This window comes from Pedobacter sp. N36a (assembly GCF_014472395.1).
Lineage (GTDB): Bacteria > Bacteroidota > Bacteroidia > Sphingobacteriales > Sphingobacteriaceae > Pedobacter.
Genome location: NZ_JACSZW010000002.1, coordinates 602,138 through 619,480 on the forward strand (window position 1 = coordinate 602,138; position 17,343 = coordinate 619,480).

The following is a 17,343-nucleotide window of genomic DNA, read 5'->3' on the forward strand; positions in this document are numbered from 1 at the left end:
AGATTTTTGGTTGTTTTACATTTGTGGTTAATCGCAAAGATAAATGCCACACCCTAGTCGGCGAATAGATTAAGTAACTATTTTAATGGATTATCTGATGAAGTCATTCCAGTTTTTTAGGTAATCTGTATATTCGTGCCATGAGTTTCAAAGCACAATTTCCGCTACTCTCGAATTGCACCTATCTAAACACGGCCAGCTCGGGTATACTATCTACTTCTATTTTGGAATGGAGAAAATCACATGATGAAGATTTTTTCCATAGAGGAAGTGACTTCCGCCTGGAGCAACGGAGTTTTTTACAAGAGGTGAGGGAACATGTGGCCAGATTCTTTCATAGCAAGGCAGAAAACACTTTTCTTGTGCAAAACATGTCTTACGGTTTTAATACCTTTCTGGATGGCCTGGCGGCGGATCATAAATTTTTGCTGATCACCAGCGATTATCCTTCCGTAAATTACCCTGTCGAGAGCAGAGGCTTTCATTGTGCGTATGCCCTCCCAGATGAACATCTTGAAGAGAACATCCTGGAGCAAATCAAAACTTTTAACCCTTCAATATTGGCCATCAGTTTAGTTCAATATGCCAGTGGTATTCAAATTGACCTCAATTTTATCAGAACATTGAAAGAAAGCTACCCAGATTTGCTGATTGTAGGTGATGGTACTCAATTTTGCGGTACAGGCAGTTTTAATTTTGAAGAATCGGGATTAGATGTACTCATCAGCAGTGGATATAAATGGATGCTTTCTGGATATGGCAATGGATTTGTACTCCTGAAAGACCAGGCTTGCCGTCTTTTATACCAGAAAAGAATGAGCTATTCATTGCCTACGGAAATATTTTTAAAAGACAGGAGCATGTTATCGCTTTGTTTTGAACCAGGCCACCTGGATACCTTTAATTTTGGCACCCTGAAACAGTCAATTTTAAACTTTGAATCCATTGGTATGGATGTCATTCAGCAAAAATTACATTCGATTGGCGAACTAGCAAAAAAAGCATTAACGGATCGTGGACTGCTGTCTAACACAGTCGCAGCAAGGGAACTGCATAGTACCATCTTTAATATTTCTACTCATCCTGAATTGACGCAGCGCCTGCAGGAGGCCAATATCATTGTTACCCCGCGTGGTGAAGGATTAAGACTCTGCTTCCATTTTTACAATACCGAAGAAGATCTTGAAAAACTATTGAGGGTATTGGATAAGAATTAACGGCTGCAAACCCTGATATTCTAATCACCTAATATGTTCATAAAAAAGCCGAATTTTCTAAAGAGAATTCGGCTTTTTATTAGTGGAATGATTTAAAAGGAATGGACTATTTATTTTTTGGCCCGTAAGCATTGATCTTTTCCAGCAGCTCTTCTGCGTTACAATCAATGATTTCTATAGAATTCCATGTTAATTTTTAATTAACCTTCCATATTTACATAGAGAAGATTAAGGATGAGTATTGAGAAAGGCGTTTATATCCCTTAATTTTCGGCGATGGTTTCAATAATCAAGCCATACAAGAGGAAATTACCAAATCAGCACTTATCCTATTGAATGTCTGAAACATTTCTTTTTTTATCTATTTCTCTTCCTTTTTAAATGTTGGCCTGAAAAATGAGCATTGATTATTCATGAAAATATTCCTCAGCGCTGCACTTCTATTTTTATCTGGTATTTCATTTGGGCAATCCAGCCAGTATGAAATGACCGCGGATTCGCTCAATAATATCGGGCAACGTGAAAAGATCATTCCTTATTTAGAGCAGGAGTTAAAAGTAAAACCCAAGGACGAAATTTTACTGAGGATGTTGGGCGCTTATCATATTGAAGATAAAAACCTCAATGTTGGGGAACAATATTATCGGGAGGCCTTACTAGTGAACCCAAAATGTGCGAAATGCTATATGCACATTGGGAGGACTTACGCGATGCGCGATGATTTCGAAAAAGCACTGGAATATTTTAACCTGGCCGTCCTCACTGACCCAAAAGACGGAGACCTGGTACTATGGAGGGCTAAATTAAAAGAGCATCAAGGTGATCAAGCGGGTGCATTAATAGACTATAGTAACTCCATCACCCTATTACCAAACGATCTACTCACTTACTTACTACGTGGATCACTTAAATATAAAATGGAAAATATGGACGGAGCCTGTCAGGATTACCAAACTGTTAAAAAATTAAATGCGCAGCAAAAAGTCGTAGACACTTTGCTGACCCGCCAAATTGAAAGCGCCATACAAGATATATGTAATCCCGCAAAACCAAGCTATTTTTACCAGAGAGGCATTGGATATTATAACTTAAAACAATACTCATCTGCATTAGAGATTTATGAGCAGGGCCTGAAAAAATTCCCTGCTCATGGCATGATTTTAAACTTCAGAGGGAATGCCTATTTAGCTTTAAAGCAATATGATAAAGCCCAGTCCTCCTATCAGCTTGCTTTAAAAAATAAGGAAAGCCTGATACAAGAAATCAAGGCTAATCCAAGGTTTTCTAAAGGCCTTCAGCAAGCAATTTCAGCAACCGAAACCATAAATACCTTTCTTGCAGAACTCCATTATCACCTAGCCGAATGTAAAATGTATACCGCCGCTCATGAAGCAGCACTCACCGAGATCAATACAGCAATCGCATTAGCACCCGATTCAGCCGATTTTCCTAAAGATAGTTATCTAAACCTGCGTGAACAGATCAAGAAAAAAATATCCTCCAAAAATATTCGTACACATTGGTAACCAATCAATAATTTTAATTAATATTACAGTGTTAGAAGTCTAGCGAAAGATTTCAAGTAATAATTTATAACTTTAATCTTAATACCATTCTAATTTTGAAACAAAGTATGAGATTAGACTCCTATCCGGGGATTGAAAAAGCAGGCTTCCTTCAGTTGCAGCTTCTATTCGATGAAGAAAATAAAAGTAGTTTTAATAACATTGTATCATTAGCAGCGCTATTGTGTGAAATTCCAATTGCATTTATTGCCATTGAAAATGAAGACCATACCTTACTAAAAACCACGACCACATTCCTTGATACGGAGCAGTCCCGGACACTCCCATTCAGCGCTCATTCCCCTTTATTAATCCCGGATATTAGACTGGACGATCGTTTTTCTAACCACCATTTATTAAAATCAGGTTTCTGTTTTTATGCATGTGTCCCGATTCTTGATGCTAAAAACTTTCTTTTGGCTCATCTGTGTGTGCTGGATAAAATTCCTCGCGAATTAGATAGCAAGCAGATCAGAGGACTCGAACTAATCGCAAATCAGGCTGCCGAAATCATCAGACTGAAACTGGATCAGCAGCACCTTCAAAAACGGGCGGATGATCGCATTACTGCAACTCAGGAAATCGACACTATTTTTCATAACGCAATAGATGCGGTAATTGTTGTGGATGATTATGGCACGATATCACAATGGAATCCAAAGGCTGAAATGATCTTTGGATGGCTAAAATCCGAGGTGATCGGACTTCCTTTCCAGGACGTAGTCCTCCCTATCTCCTATCACGAGCAGTATAGGCAGCTCATGATACAGTTAAAATATGACGAAGCTCAAAACTATCCCAATTCTACGGTAGAGATTTCGGCCATTGGAAAGGATGCTCATACTTTTGATATTGCGCTGAGTATTTCTCCGGCAACCATTCAGGGCAAGCATTTTTACATCTGTTTTGTTAGCGACATTACCAGCCGCAATCAGATTGCTCAGGAGCTTGATAAACAACAAAAATTTTATGAGAATATATTAAATAAGCTACCTACCGATATTGCCGTTTTCAATCCAGAACATAAATACCTGTTTGTAAACCCTGGGGCGATCAGTATTAAGGAATACCGCGATTTTATCGTGGGCAAAGACGACTATCAATATGCAGCCTATCGCAACAGAGATACAAAGACCGCTGATTTAAGAAGGGCGCAATTTCTGGAAGTAAAAAACAAGGGCAAGGAAATCCGTTGGGAAGACAGCCTGAAAGACCCTGAGGGCAACACCATCACCCATTTACGCCGGATGTATCCTGTTTATGATGAAAGTGGCGCACTTTCTATGGTGATTGGCTTCGGTATTGACATTACAGACCGCAAAGTAATGGAAGAAAAACAAGCGGCATTGGTACAGCAATTGTCCTCTCAAAATACGCAGCTGATCGACTTCTGTAATATCGTTTCTCATAACCTCCGGGCGCCATTGGTAAATATGTCTATGCTGGTTGAATTTATTGAGGACACCGACAACCCTGAAGAACAGAAAACACTGATTTCCAAGCTAAAACCTGTTATTGAGAACCTGCACACCACATTTAATGAATTGGTTGAATCCATACAAATTAAACAGGACCTGGAAATTAAATCGGAAGATATCCTGTTAACCGACTGTATCCGTCGGACTTTCGAAGGCTTACAATCCGAGATTAATAAATCCGAAGCGATTATAGAAACTGATTTTGAAGACGCTCCTTCGGTTTATTTTCCAGCAAAGTACCTGTATAGTATATTTCACAACCTTTTTAGTAACTGCCTGAAATACCAGAGTCCAAAAAGAAAACTGGTGATCCAGCTTAAAAGTAAAAAAATAGATGGAAAAGTATTACTGTCTTTTACTGACAATGGGTTGGGGATCGACCTGGAGAAACATAAAGACAATTGCTTCAAAATTGGAAAAGTATTTCACCACCACCCTAATTCCAAAGGTTTTGGGCTGTACATGACGAAGACTCAGGTAGAAGCTATGAAAGGAAAAATATGGGTAGAAAGCCAAATTGATGTAGGCTCCACCTTTTTTATTGAATTTATAAATCAAAGAGCATGAATTCGTTAAAGAAAATAGCACTCATAGATGACGATAGTACCTTTGTTTTTTTGACAAAACGAATGATTAAGGCTGCAAATGTCTCCACACAGCTTGATGAATTTAAGGATGGCCTTCAAGCCATAACTTTCATAAAGGACAATCAGAACAATAGTGAATTATTGCCTGATGTGATATTTTTGGATCTCAGTATGCCCATTATGGATGGCTGGGAGTTTTTAGAGGAATTTACAGTGCTTCAGCCAGCAATAAAAAAGCGCATCATGTTGTACATTGTATCTTCTTCCATTTCCCCCCATGACATTGAAAGGTCTAGAAACTTCAGTGTGGTATCCGATTTCATCATTAAACCATTAAACAAAGAAAGATTCATCCAGATTATGGGTGATTTATCATAGTATACTTATTTATTGCAATAAACAATTTAACGCGATTTTATAATCCAAAAACATGTTTTCCTCTCCAACAGTTGACCTTGACATTCTAAAAAAAAGGGCTTTTAATTTAAGGTGGGCAACCGTACCAGACGGTGTGATTCCCTTAACAGCAGCAGATCCAGATTTCCCATGTGCCCCGGAAATCGCCGATGCAATTATCAGATTTACTAAAGACAGATATCTATCTTATGGCCCGCCGGAAGGTTTGCCAGAGTTCAAAGAAAGTATGGCAGGTTTCTTTCAGGAAAAACGAAATATTCCCGCAGATCCAGCGCTGCTTTTCCCGGTTGACAGTGCCGCTTTTGGTATTTGGCTGACTTGCAAAGCCTTTTTAACGGCTGCCGATGAGGCCATTATTTTTGATCCGGTAGACTTTCTCTTTAGGTATTCTATTGAAGCCGTTGGTGCTACCGCGATTCCTTTTTCTATCCCTCCGGGAGCGCAGCCCGTAGATTTTGACCGCCTGGAAACATTGATCAGCAAGCAGACAAAGATGATTTGCATCTGCAATCCATTAAATCCAACAGGGAAAGTTTTTACTAAAGATGAACTGATTCGTTTTGGAGAAATCGCTTGTAAATATGACCTGATCATCCTATCTGACGAGATCTGGAGTGACATTATTTATGCGCCTCATGTTTTTACCAGCATGGCCGCTCTTGACGAAGAAATCCGCAACAGGACCATCACCATTACCGGATTCAGCAAATCTTATGGTTTAGCAGGATTGAGAATTGGGACAGTGATGGCTTCGAATCCAAGTCATTATAGTCAGCTATTTGAAGCTTCGCTGCATGGTTCTACCATCAATGGCGCCAACGTATTGTCGCAGATTGCCGCTACAGCTGCATTGGATGAATGCGGGTATTACCTGGAGGCTTTCAAAAGACACTTACATCGGATGCGGGAATTAGTGCTGAGCGAGCTGAATCAAATCGATGGCTTCCATTGCATTAAACCTGAAGGCTGTTACGTGGCCTTTGCAGACATTACAAGGACTGACAAAACCAGTTTAGAGATTCGTGATCTGCTTTTTAATGAGGCAAAAGTTTCGGTGGTACCCGGATTAAAACAATGGTTTGGCGAAGGTGCTGAAGGCTATATCCGCCTTAGTTTTGCCACTTCAGAAGAAATACTTACAGATGCGCTCTCCCGTATCAAGAACACCATAAAACTACGATGAAAGTTGTCATAATTGGAGGAGGCATTGCCGGACTCACCCTTGGTATATTTCTACGAAAAAAGAATATAGAAGTTGTCATCAACGAAAGACTGGTCAACATGCCAGAACGCGGACATGCTTTTTTAATGCATAGCGATGGCCTCAGTAAATTAAAAGAACTCAGTCCAGACGACCAAACGGCGGTTCCTGGGAAAATAGTTCGTGACTTTATCTTAAAAAGGCCATCAGGAAAAGAAATCAAACATTTACACCTCGATTCCTGGAAATGTATCAAACGAGGAGATCTGATTCGTTTTCTGAAAAACTCCTATCCCTGCAATCTGGTGAAAGAGGGAAGAGAATTCTCGCATTTCATCTATGAAAATGACAAGGTTGTTGCCGCTGCTTTCCGAAATGGAGAACTGGAATATGGGGATGTTTTTGTAGGCGCTGATGGTGGAAACTCAAAAGTAAGACAGCAGATCATGGGCGACGTTTCCTTTAGTCCGGTAGCTGTTAAAGAGGTGGTAGGCGTTTCTTATAATGAAAAGCTGGGAAAAACTCATGGAGAGAACTTTACCAAGTTTCAGGACAATACTAAAGGTCTAGCTTTTGGCATGATTCCTACAGATCAAAACGAATTTGTTTGGTTTATACAGTATGATGCCAATGCAAATGAGCTAAAGGAGCAAAGTCCGGAGGGCATCAAAGCATTTTGCAGGGAGCTGTTAAAGGATTTCCCTACAGAAGTGAACGAATTATTGTCTACCAATGATTTTACCAGCAGCTACATCTGGAATACACGCGATTTTGATCTCTTACCTAAATTTCATCACGAAAATGTGGTTTTAATCGGCGATGCCGCGCACCTTTCCCTGCCATTTACCAGCGCAGGCACCACCAATGCCATTGTGGATGCGAGGACGCTAGCCGATGAACTGATGCTTCATAAAAACCTGGAACAGGCTTTTGAGCAGTATTACGCCACCAGAGCACCGCAAATAGAAAACCACATTCTGCTGGGCAGAGAGCTCAAACATATTTTTCTAAACCCTACAGCGCAGAATGATGATGATATTCCCCTGCCATTAATTGTAAGTAAAGAAGCACAGGACCAGGTGGCTGCGAGTATGCAAATTGATGTACTTTATTTTACAGACCCGATTTGCTCTACCTGCTGGACCATACAGCCTTTACTTAGAAAACTTAAATTGGAATACGGCAGTTACCTAAACATCAAATATTGCATGGGTGGAATGCTGCCTTCCTGGGGAGAATATCCTAAAGGAAAAGTGAACAGCCCTGTTGAAGTAGCCAAACATTGGGATGAGGTTTGTGCCATCCATGAGATGCCTATAGACGGTGATTTATGGATTGAAGATCCAATGAATTCTTCTTACCCACCTTCTATTGCGTTTAAAGCTGCACAAATGCAGGACAATGACCTGGCCCCGCTTTTCTTAAGGCGAATCAATGAGATGGTTTTCGTAGAGAAAAAGAACATCATTAAATGGGAGTTTCTGGAGATGGCTGCTCTAGAAGTAGGATTGGATTCTGCGAGATTATTAAGAGATTTCGAAGGCCCTGCGAAAGTACTGTTTACAGAGGACCTGAACACTGGAAAGTCTCATGGGGTAACGAGTTTCCCTACCCTTATCTTCTCAGATCAGCACAATGAACATGTGACCATCAAAGGCCATCAGACCTATGACCATTTCGTGGACATCATTTTACAGCGTATTCCTCATGCCAAAAAAGCCGATATAGATACCGATCCGAAAATCTTGTTCAGCCATTTCCCTACCATGGCGGATAAAGAATTTGCTTATTTGAGCAATATCTCCATGGAGGCAGCGGCAACTCAATTGGAAGAGCTATATGACCAGGGCTTCCTCAAAAAGATGGAAAGTAAAAACGGAACGCTTTGGAAAAGTAATTACTACGAACTGATCTAAAAAGCAAGGTCAATTCACAAGAATCAAAGTTTGCGCTGCAGCTTTTGGTTCTCGTAGCATTGAGCGGCTGTCTTTTTTGAAGACAGCCGCTTTTTTTAAAGAATAATAGCCATCTTAGGTGATGAAAAAAATTGCGCTCTACCTTCTGCTGATCAACCTATTGACGACAACCGACAGCTTTTCACAATCCTTGCAGCCAACTCAAAAACAGCAGCTTTCTGGTAACGTAACGGATGAAAAACAGCTTCCATTAAGTCTGGTGGTGGTGAGTCTGAAGCAAGGCGCCAAACTCATCGGCAATGCCATTACCGACCAAAAAGGAAATTACCAGTTCAAAAATGTAAATAAAGGGGATTATCAGCTTCTGTTTAAATATGTAGCTTACAAAGACACCACATTAATGGCCAGCATAAATGGCGATACCTATGCAAATTTGCAGTATCAGCATTCCCATGCTTTAAATGAGGTGGCCATCAGTGCTAAAAAACCCATCTTTCAGCGCCAGATAGACCGCCTTAGATTCAATGTAGGCGAAACTGACCTGGTTTTTGGCAGCAACATTTGGGAGGTAGTCGAGAAAACCCCATTGGTTAGCGTTTCCGCAGATGGAGGCATTCAGATCAGCGGGACTACCGGTGCCGTTGTTTACCTGAACAATAAAAGAAAAGTACTCAGTGGAAACGCTTTGAAAAACTACCTCAGCAGCATTCCTGCTGAAAATCTGGAAGCCATTGAAGTGATGACTACCCCTTCCAGCAAGTATGATGCAGCAGGTGGCGCAGGAATCCTCAACATCATCACCAAGAAGAACAAAGAAGAAGGATTTATAGGAAATGCAGGATTAAGCGGCAGACAAACCGCCCTGAACTCCCAGGCGGGCAGCATTTATGGAAACAATCGTTCCGGTAAATGGAATACTTACGCTAATCTTAACATGAGCAACAGAAATCGGAAGCCAGCTTTCAAAAAGGACATCTACTTTCCCGCCGGCAGCCCTGATGATTTGCTACATAGAAGCGTCCAATCGGCCAATGACTTTCAGATCTTATCGCCAGGAGGTAATGTGGGTATAGACCGTCAAATTAACGCCAACCACATCGTAGGTCTATTGTTCGACTATTCAGTGGAAAAACATAGGGAAAACCGCAACGCCTTTACCAGAGATCAGTATACTGCCATCAACGATTCTTTACATTTAACCAAAAATAGGGATGATTTAAGTTCAAATACTTATTCCTTAAACTTGAATTATCAGGGGAAATTAGACGGAAAAGGTAAAACGCTAAGCATAGATGCGGATGCCTTGGAATACAATTCAAAAAACAAGTCCATCAGCAAAACCGAGGCCCTAGACCTCGGCAATCAGCAGAGCCTGTTTGTAAAAGACTGGTTTAGAAGCGCTGCGCCTCAAAAGATCAGTAATCAATCTATCAAAGCTGATTTTGAATGGCCGGTAGATAAAAACCTGTCTATTGATTTCGGGGTTAAAACTGCGCTGTCCAAGATCGACAACAACCTGGTTTTTGAAGATAGAGGAACCGACGACAGCTGGATAAGGGATGAAAAAAGAAGCAATTTCTTCCAATATAACGAGCACATCAATTCCCTTTATGGCATTGTAAATGGCAAAGTTAAGGCCAGCTGGTCTTATCAATTGGGTTTACGTGTTGAAAACACCATCGCCAAAGGATGGCTGGAAGGCGCGAAAGTTGTGGATAGAAATTATACCAACCTATTCCCTACTGCCTTTTTAAAATATACCAGCAGCAAGGAGAAATCTTATGTATTGGCCGTTTCCAGCAGGATCAACAGACCCGGATTCTGGGATGTAAACCCATTCAGAACTTACAGCACAGATCAGACGTATTTTGAAGGAAACCCATTCTTAATGCCTTCTAAATACTATAGAGAGGAATTGAACCATACGGTAATTGGTAAATCGGGAACCTTTACTTTTCAACTGGCCGCTAGTCAGTCGCTGGAGGAGATCTATGCCCTTCCGAGTAACCCCAGCGCAAACATCATCGCCAATAAGAAAGTCAATTATGGCAACAAATACAGCTTCAGCAGCACCCTGACCTATTATCAGCAGCTATTACCCTGGTGGAGATTTTCAGGGACAGGGCTAACCGGCTATGTGATCTCCAAAGGCAATTATGCCGATAACATATTGATCGATAACAAAACATTCCTGCTCAGCCTTTCCACGAATCAAACTTTTAACATTTCAAAGAAAAAAGGCCTTTCTTGTACGGTAATCGCGAATAACACCTTCCCTGTCACCATTGTAAACACAGAAATAGGCAATAGATTGGAAACCGAGCTGAGGTTAAGGAAATCCATGGGCGCCTGGAATGTCACCTTATCCGGTCAAGACTTTTTTAAGAGCAACAAAGACCGTTATAAGGTACAGGTCAATGACCTGAGGATCGTTGATGAGAACTATTATGACACGCAAAGTGTAGCCGTATCTCTAAGTTACAACTTCGGCAAAATGACCGTAAAAGATAAGCGAGACCGGGATACCGGATCGGATGATGTGAAAAGAAGAATCTAAATGAAGATTATCATAAAATTGTAAAGACGGAATTCTGTAAGGAAATCAGGGTGCTAAAATTCTATATTTGGCTCCGTATGTTCATCAAGCTTTTTCATTTCTTATCGCTGTTCGCCTATCTGAACATTATTGCCTATGAAGCAGGAGATGCTTCGGTGAAGCAATATTCGTTTGCCGGCGACTCTTTACTTGAAATTGTACTGGATGACCTTTTAGACATTCCAATGCACAATTATGAAGATGGCATTGAAATTCCAAATGAAAACTACCGTCTTTTCCAAACAGGGATTTACATCCTTCCGGCCATCCTGATCCTTTTTTCCTTCTTTCTTTTTAAGCAGATTGGAAAAATCATCACCGTTAGCCACCCTTTCTACAAAACGAAAAGCACTTGTTTACCAAGTTATTATACACACCTATTTAGGTTAAAGCCATTCTAGGCCAGCTTTCCCATTTTAGTATTTCTAATTGAAAACCAGACTACTGGTACCCTCGCCCGACCTAAAGTCTGGGCCTTGTCCTGCTTTTGTCTGCGTTCCATCTATTAAAAATACGAATGCCTTCCCGGCTATGGTTTTAAACGTCCAACAACTTTAAAACCTATTATTTACCTGCATTTTTTTTAAACCATCCATATCACGGGCCGCATTAACGCGTCCCTAAAAATCATTATGACCATGAAAGTTAAGTATTTAGCTTATTTCCCAATTTTAGCTGCCGTAACTATTGCCAGCTGCACCTCAAAAAGCCAAGCGCCGCTGGCTGCAGACCAGGCCAGAACCGTACCTATCGCTGCTGTCAGCGTACTGGACACCTTGATTTTTAAAGAATACATTGCCGATATCCAGGCTGCAAAGAACGTAGAAGTAAGGTCCAGGCTATCAGGATTCTTAGAAAAGATCTATGTAGAAGAAGGTTCAGCGGTTAAAGCCGGTCAAATCCTCTTCAAAATCAATGATGAAGAATACAAAGCCGACCTCAGTAAAGCCGAGGCCGTATTGAACAATGCCATCGCAGATGCGAAAACTGTAGATTTAGAACAGGAAAGAACGAAGGTTCTGGTCCAAAGTAATATCGTTTCTAAAACAGAACTTGATTTAGGAGCCGCTAAGTTGAAAGCAGCAGAATCGCGTGTGGCAGAAGCCAGATCCGTGTTACGCTATGCAAAATCAAGACTTTCCCATACCCTCATCAAATCCCCTTTTACAGGAAGAATCGACAGGATGCCATTGAAAGCAGGAAGTTTATTGGAAGAAGGTTCCCTCCTGACCACGGTGTCTGATTTAAGCACTGTAAACGTCTATTTTTCAATCACAGAAAAGGAATACCTGAATATTGCCAGCGACACTGCTTATTCAAAAAACAACTTCAAGAAACGGGTTAAATTGAGTTTAGCCAATGGTGTAGTCTATCCTTTTGAAGGTACTGCAAGATTTGCCGAAAGTGAATTTGCGAGTCAGACAGGCTCTTTATCGCTAAAAGCCAGCTTTCCAAATGCCGAGGGGCTGCTGAAACATGGTGCTTCCGGTAAAATCAGTGTTCCTGTAGAAACTGGAGAAATCTTGGCAGTTCACCAAAAATCTGTGTTTGAGATTCAAGATAGAACTTATGTGTACGTGTTAAATGAAAACAATACCATCAAAATGACTCCTTTTGAAGCCGGACAGCGTATTGGACACTATTACATGGTGAACTCCGGACTAAAAAAATCCGATAAGATCGTCTTTGAAGGTACCCAGAGCCTGCGCGATGGTCTGACGGTTAAACCAATGGATGTCAAAACAAACCCTATCGCTAAAAACTAAATCCTGCGCATAAATCATAGCTCATTATGTTTGAACAATTTATAAAACGACCGGTATTGTCACTGGTTATTTCCCTCTTTATCACCCTCTTGGGTTTACTGGCACTATTCACTTTGCCGGTTACCCAATTCCCGGACATCGTTCCGCCTTCCGTTGTGGTGACGGCCAATTATACCGGTGCAAATGCCGAAGTGAGCACCAATGCCGTTGCTATTCCTTTGGAAAGGGCTATTAATGGTGTAGCCGGAATGACTTACATGAGTTCTGTGTCTACCAACAACGGAACTACGCTGATCCAGGTCTTCTTTAAAGTGGGCACCGATCCTGATATTGCCGCTGTAAACGTGCAGAACAGGGTGACCACTGTGCTCGACGAATTACCCGAAGAGGTGATCAAAGCCGGAGTAACGACCGAAAAAGAAGTGAACAGTATGCTGATGTATTTGAATATATACAGCGATGATAAAACTGCAGATGAGCGCTTTATCTACAATTTCACAGACATCAACATCTTAAAGGAACTGAAACGTATTGAAGGTGTAGGTTTTGCACAGATTATGGGTTTAAGGGATTATGCCATGCGTGTTTGGCTAAAACCAGATCGCCTTGCGGCGTATCACATTTCCTCTGACGATGTCATTGCAGCCTTGAGGAAACAAAACGTAGAAGCAGCACCCGGACAAACAGGGATTGGTTCTGATAAATCGATCAATATGCAGCAATATGTGTTGCGCTATCCTGGTAAGTTTTCAGAGGCTGATGAATATAAAAACATTCCAATCAGAGCAAACGCAGATGGTTCTATCATCCGGATTAAAGACGTCGCAGACGTAGAGTTTGGTTCACTCGACTATGAGATGGTTTCTAAAACGGATGGCAGACCCTCTGCTTCTATCATGCTCAAACAACTGCCAGGCTCGAACGCTCAGGAAGTGATTAAAAATGTGAAAGAACGAATGGCCGCTTTACAGGAGAACTCCTTCCCTCCGGGAATGAAATACACGATGGGCTACGATGTATCCAGATTTCTTGACGCCTCTATATCAAGTGTATTGATCACTCTACTTGAAGCATTTATTTTAGTATTTATTGTAGTATATATCTTTTTACAGGACTTCCGGTCCACCTTAATTCCGGCATTGGCAGTACCTGTCTGTCTGATTGGCGCCTTGTTTTTCATGCAGATGCTGGGCTTCTCGATCAACTTACTGACCCTCTTTGCACTCGTCCTGGCGATTGGTATCGTAGTGGATAATGCCATTGTAGTGGTGGAAGCCGTCTATTCCAAAATGGAAGAAGAACACCTGCAGCCGATGGAAGCCACCATTGCTGCCATGAAAGAGGTAGGTAAACCGGTAGTCGCGATTACCCTGGTGATGTCGGCCGTATTTATTCCGGTAGCCTTCCTTTCTGGTCCGGTGGGTATTTTCTACAGACAATTCTCGCTAACGCTGGCTTCCGCAATTATCATTTCAGGGATCAATGCCTTAACGCTGACCCCAGCATTGTGCGCAATTATTTTGCGTTCTCCGCATGATAAACCAGCATCCAAAGGCTGGATGGCCAGGTTCTTTGCAGGCTTTAACAGGGCTTACAATAGAATGGCGGGCGGTTATAAAGGTTTATTGACCCGAATCGCAGGTCGGAGAATCCTGACTTTTGGACTGCTGATTGCTTTCTTTGTCACCACCTGGGGCATGAGCAGCATTCTGCCTTCCGGATTTATCCCAACAGAGGATCAGGGCATGATTTACGTGAATGTAACCACTCCTCCGGGAGCAACGGTAGACAGAACGGAAAGCGTGCTGAATGAAATTGATGCCATCAGCAGAAAAATGCAGGCTGTTGAAACCGTTTCCACCCTTGCCGGATATAGTCTGGTAAATGAGGTTTCCGGCGCTTCTTATGGAATGGGTATGATCAACCTTGTGGCCTGGAAAGACCGTAAGGAATCCGTAACGGACATGATTGAAAACCTTAAAAAGGCCACTTCGCACATCATGGATGCAGATATTGAGTTCTTCCCTCCGCCTACTGTACCCGGTTTTGGTAACTCTTCAGGCTTTGAATTGCGCCTTTTGGACAAAACTGGTGCCGACGACCTGAACAGGACTTCAGAAGTGATGAAGAAGTTCATAGAAGACTTGAAGGCGAGCCCTGAAATCGGAAATGTGTTTACCACTTTCGACGTCAGCTTCCCGCAATACCTGATCAAAGTAGACCATGATTTAGCCGCTAAAAAAGGCATCAGCGTGGAGAATGCGATGAACACCCTGCAAACTTTAATGGGGAGTTATTATGCGACCAACTTTATCCGTTACGGACAAATGTACAAGGTGATGGTGCAGGCAGGTCCTAATTACCGCGAGAAACCAGAAGATGTTTTGAACCTTTTCATTAAAAATGATCAGGGAGAAACAATGCCTTTCTCTTCTTTTATCACGATGGAGCGGGTTTATGGCCCTGAACAGATTACACGTTACAATATGTTTTCTTCCGCAATGCTGAACGGTGATGCCACGGCAGGTTTCAGCAGCGGACAAGCCATTGAAGCTGTAGAAGCGGTTGCAGAAAAGCTTCCTGCTGGTTATGAAATTGAATGGTCTGGGATGACGCGGGAACAGATTCTTTCCGGAAATCAGGCTTTGTACATCTTTGCATTGTGTTTATTGTTCGTCTACCTGATCCTTGCGGCCCAATATGAAAGCTTCTTACTGCCCTTGCCAGTATTACTTTCTTTGCCGGCAGGTATTTTTGGTGCCTTCCTATTCTTATGGATGTTCGGATTGGAAAACAATATTTATGCGCAGGTTGCGCTGGTGATGCTCATCGGTTTACTCGGAAAAAATGCGATTCTCATCGTCGAGTATGCCATTATCAAACAAGAACAAGGTATGACTTTCTTAGATGCGGCCATTGAAGGCTCCGTAGCCCGTTTACGCCCTATTTTGATGACCTCTTTTGCTTTTGCAGCAGGATTGGTTCCTTTAATGATCGCCACTGGCGCGGGGGCATTAGGAAACCGTTCCATCGGAACAGCCGCTGTAGGCGGGATGATCATCGGTACTGTGGTTGGTGTGATCGTAATTCCAGGTCTATATGTGCTCTTCTCCTCTATGATGAAAAAGAAAGCTGGAGCAAGTGCTAAAACGGTTGTCGCCATTGCCTCAGTGATGCTGATCAGCAGCTGCTCAATGAAAAAAGACATCCCGGTTTACGAACACCGTACCCTGCCGGAAAGCTTCCAGAACAGTACAGACACGACTACCGCTGCCAATACGACCTGGAAAGAATTCTTTAAGGATGAACAGCTGATTTCATTAATTGAAACCGCATTGGCCAATAACCCGGATATGAAGCAGACCCTGCACCATATCGAGCTGGCGAAAGCAAACTTAAGAATGCGAAAAGGTGCATCATTGCCAAATATCGACCTCGCAATTGAAGGAGGTTTAAGGAAATATGGTTTTCATACTGCTGATGGGATTGGTAATTATGACACCAACTTCTCTCCGAATTTAAAACCGGGTGAGCAGGTTCCGAACCCGCTTCCAGACTATTTTGTAGGAATCAGGACTTCCTGGGAACTGGATTTATGGGGCAAACTGAAAAACAAAAAACAGGCAGCCGTCAACAAGTTTCTGGCTTCTTATGAAGGGCAAAAACTGGTGCAGACAGAACTGATCAGTAATGTCTCTGCGGCCTATTTTGAGTTGCTGGCCTTAGAAGAGGAGCTTCAGATTTTAAGCAGAAACATCCAGCTGCAGCAGAATGGATTGAAACTGATCCAGGTGCAAAAGGAAGCCGGCGTAGCTACCGAATTAGGCGTGCAGCAATTCAAAGCAGTACTGGCCAACTCTAAAGGAAAAGAACAGGAAGTGCTGCAGCAGCAACTGCTGATGCAAAACCACCTGAACTTTCTGACGGGCAAATTCAACAGCACTATTCTTTTAAAAAACAAAGGATTAGAAGAATTCATCTCCAGTGAAACTTTAAATGAAGGCACTCCTCTGCAGATGATTGCTTTAAGACCGGACATCAGACAAGCCGGACTGGAATTGATTGCCTCGCAGAAAGAAACGAAGGCCGCAAGTGCAGCTTTCTTACCTGCACTTGTATTAGCCCCACAGATCGGATTGCAGTCTTTTGACCTGGCTAAGCTATTTCAGCCACAAACTGCCCTGGCTTATGGTTTGATGGGGGGTATAACTGCTCCTATCTTCAATCAACACCGTATAAGAGCAGAATACGAGAGTTATAAAGCAACTTATGGAATAGCATTCCAGAATTATGAGAAGATCGTACTGAAAGCTTATAATGAGGTGCAGGATGCCCTGAAATCTCAAACTTTCATTAAAGCAAAAAGAGCCTACATTTCTGAAGAAGTGAAAGCGCTAAATGCTTCCGTTAAAGCAGCTAATGCGCTGTTTTTAGCAGGAAGAGTCACTTATCTGGACATCATTACTACACAAAGAAATGTTTTAGATGCAGAAATCAATGAGGTTCTTGCGAAGAAACAAGAAGTATTGAACCAGATTTCTATTTACAAAGCCTTAGGTGGCGGTTGGAAATAATTTTGATAAACAAGCCCTGACCATTC

The 17,343-nt window shown here is 42.0% G+C and carries 10 protein-coding genes; all 10 read left to right on the top strand.

What is annotated here, in order from left to right:
* The first annotated feature begins 140 nt into the window (after positions 1–140).
* Entirely contained in the window at positions 141–1,217 is a 1,077-nt protein-coding gene (locus H9X96_RS06310) for an aminotransferase class V-fold PLP-dependent enzyme (RefSeq protein ID WP_187665459.1), read from the top strand.
* Positions 1,218–1,630: 413 nt separating this feature from the next.
* Positions 1,631–2,743 carry a tetratricopeptide repeat protein gene (locus H9X96_RS06315; protein WP_187665460.1) on the top strand — a complete coding sequence of 371 codons (1,113 nt, stop codon included), beginning with the start codon at positions 1,631–1,633 and terminating at the stop codon, positions 2,741–2,743.
* A gap of 107 nt (positions 2,744–2,850) precedes the next feature.
* Positions 2,851–4,827, top strand: coding sequence for a PAS domain S-box protein (locus H9X96_RS06320; RefSeq protein WP_187665461.1), 1,977 nt, complete (start codon positions 2,851–2,853; stop codon positions 4,825–4,827).
* Entirely contained in the window at positions 4,824–5,225 is a 402-nt protein-coding gene (locus tag H9X96_RS06325) for a response regulator (protein ID WP_187665462.1), read from the top strand. The genes H9X96_RS06320 and H9X96_RS06325 overlap by 4 nt, the downstream gene beginning before the upstream one ends.
* A 52-nt stretch (positions 5,226–5,277) precedes the next feature.
* The gene (locus tag H9X96_RS06330; RefSeq protein ID WP_187665463.1) at positions 5,278–6,447 is read left to right on the top strand and encodes a pyridoxal phosphate-dependent aminotransferase; all 1,170 of its coding nucleotides are present in this window, start codon (positions 5,278–5,280) and stop codon (positions 6,445–6,447) included.
* Positions 6,444–8,381, top strand: a complete 1,938-nt coding sequence (locus tag H9X96_RS06335) for a DsbA family protein (protein WP_187665464.1) — start codon at positions 6,444–6,446, stop codon at positions 8,379–8,381. The genes H9X96_RS06330 and H9X96_RS06335 overlap by 4 nt, the downstream gene beginning before the upstream one ends.
* Positions 8,382–8,502: 121 nt before the next feature.
* Positions 8,503–10,938 (top strand): outer membrane beta-barrel protein, encoded by a 2,436-nt coding sequence (locus H9X96_RS06340; protein WP_187665465.1) that lies wholly within the window; start codon positions 8,503–8,505, stop codon positions 10,936–10,938.
* Between the two features lie 77 nt (positions 10,939–11,015).
* Positions 11,016–11,378 (top strand): hypothetical protein, encoded by a 363-nt coding sequence (locus H9X96_RS06345; protein ID WP_187665466.1) that lies wholly within the window; start codon positions 11,016–11,018, stop codon positions 11,376–11,378.
* 237 nt (positions 11,379–11,615) lie between these two features.
* Positions 11,616–12,743, top strand: coding sequence for an efflux RND transporter periplasmic adaptor subunit (locus tag H9X96_RS06350; RefSeq protein WP_255431021.1), 1,128 nt, complete (start codon positions 11,616–11,618; stop codon positions 12,741–12,743).
* 26 nt (positions 12,744–12,769) lie between these two features.
* Entirely contained in the window at positions 12,770–17,317 is a 4,548-nt protein-coding gene (locus H9X96_RS06355; RefSeq protein ID WP_187665468.1) for an efflux RND transporter permease subunit, read from the top strand.
* Positions 17,318–17,343 lie beyond the last annotated feature (26 nt).

What these genes read in the sequence shown, in the direction of transcription:
- H9X96_RS06315 (WP_187665460.1), top strand. Translation starts at nt 1,631, where the DNA reads ATGAAAATATTCCTCAGCGCTGCACTTCTATTTTTATCTGGTATTTCA.
- H9X96_RS06340 (WP_187665465.1), top strand. Translation starts at nt 8,503, where the DNA reads ATGAAAAAAATTGCGCTCTACCTTCTGCTGATCAACCTATTGACGACA.
- H9X96_RS06320 (WP_187665461.1), top strand. Translation starts at nt 2,851, where the DNA reads ATGAGATTAGACTCCTATCCGGGGATTGAAAAAGCAGGCTTCCTTCAG.
- H9X96_RS06310 (WP_187665459.1), top strand. Translation starts at nt 141, where the DNA reads ATGAGTTTCAAAGCACAATTTCCGCTACTCTCGAATTGCACCTATCTA.
- H9X96_RS06355 (WP_187665468.1), top strand. Translation starts at nt 12,770, where the DNA reads ATGTTTGAACAATTTATAAAACGACCGGTATTGTCACTGGTTATTTCC.
- H9X96_RS06345 (WP_187665466.1), top strand. Translation starts at nt 11,016, where the DNA reads ATGTTCATCAAGCTTTTTCATTTCTTATCGCTGTTCGCCTATCTGAAC.
- H9X96_RS06330 (WP_187665463.1), top strand. Translation starts at nt 5,278, where the DNA reads ATGTTTTCCTCTCCAACAGTTGACCTTGACATTCTAAAAAAAAGGGCT.
- H9X96_RS06335 (WP_187665464.1), top strand. Translation starts at nt 6,444, where the DNA reads ATGAAAGTTGTCATAATTGGAGGAGGCATTGCCGGACTCACCCTTGGT.
- H9X96_RS06325 (WP_187665462.1), top strand. Translation starts at nt 4,824, where the DNA reads ATGAATTCGTTAAAGAAAATAGCACTCATAGATGACGATAGTACCTTT.
- H9X96_RS06350 (WP_255431021.1), top strand. Translation starts at nt 11,616, where the DNA reads ATGAAAGTTAAGTATTTAGCTTATTTCCCAATTTTAGCTGCCGTAACT.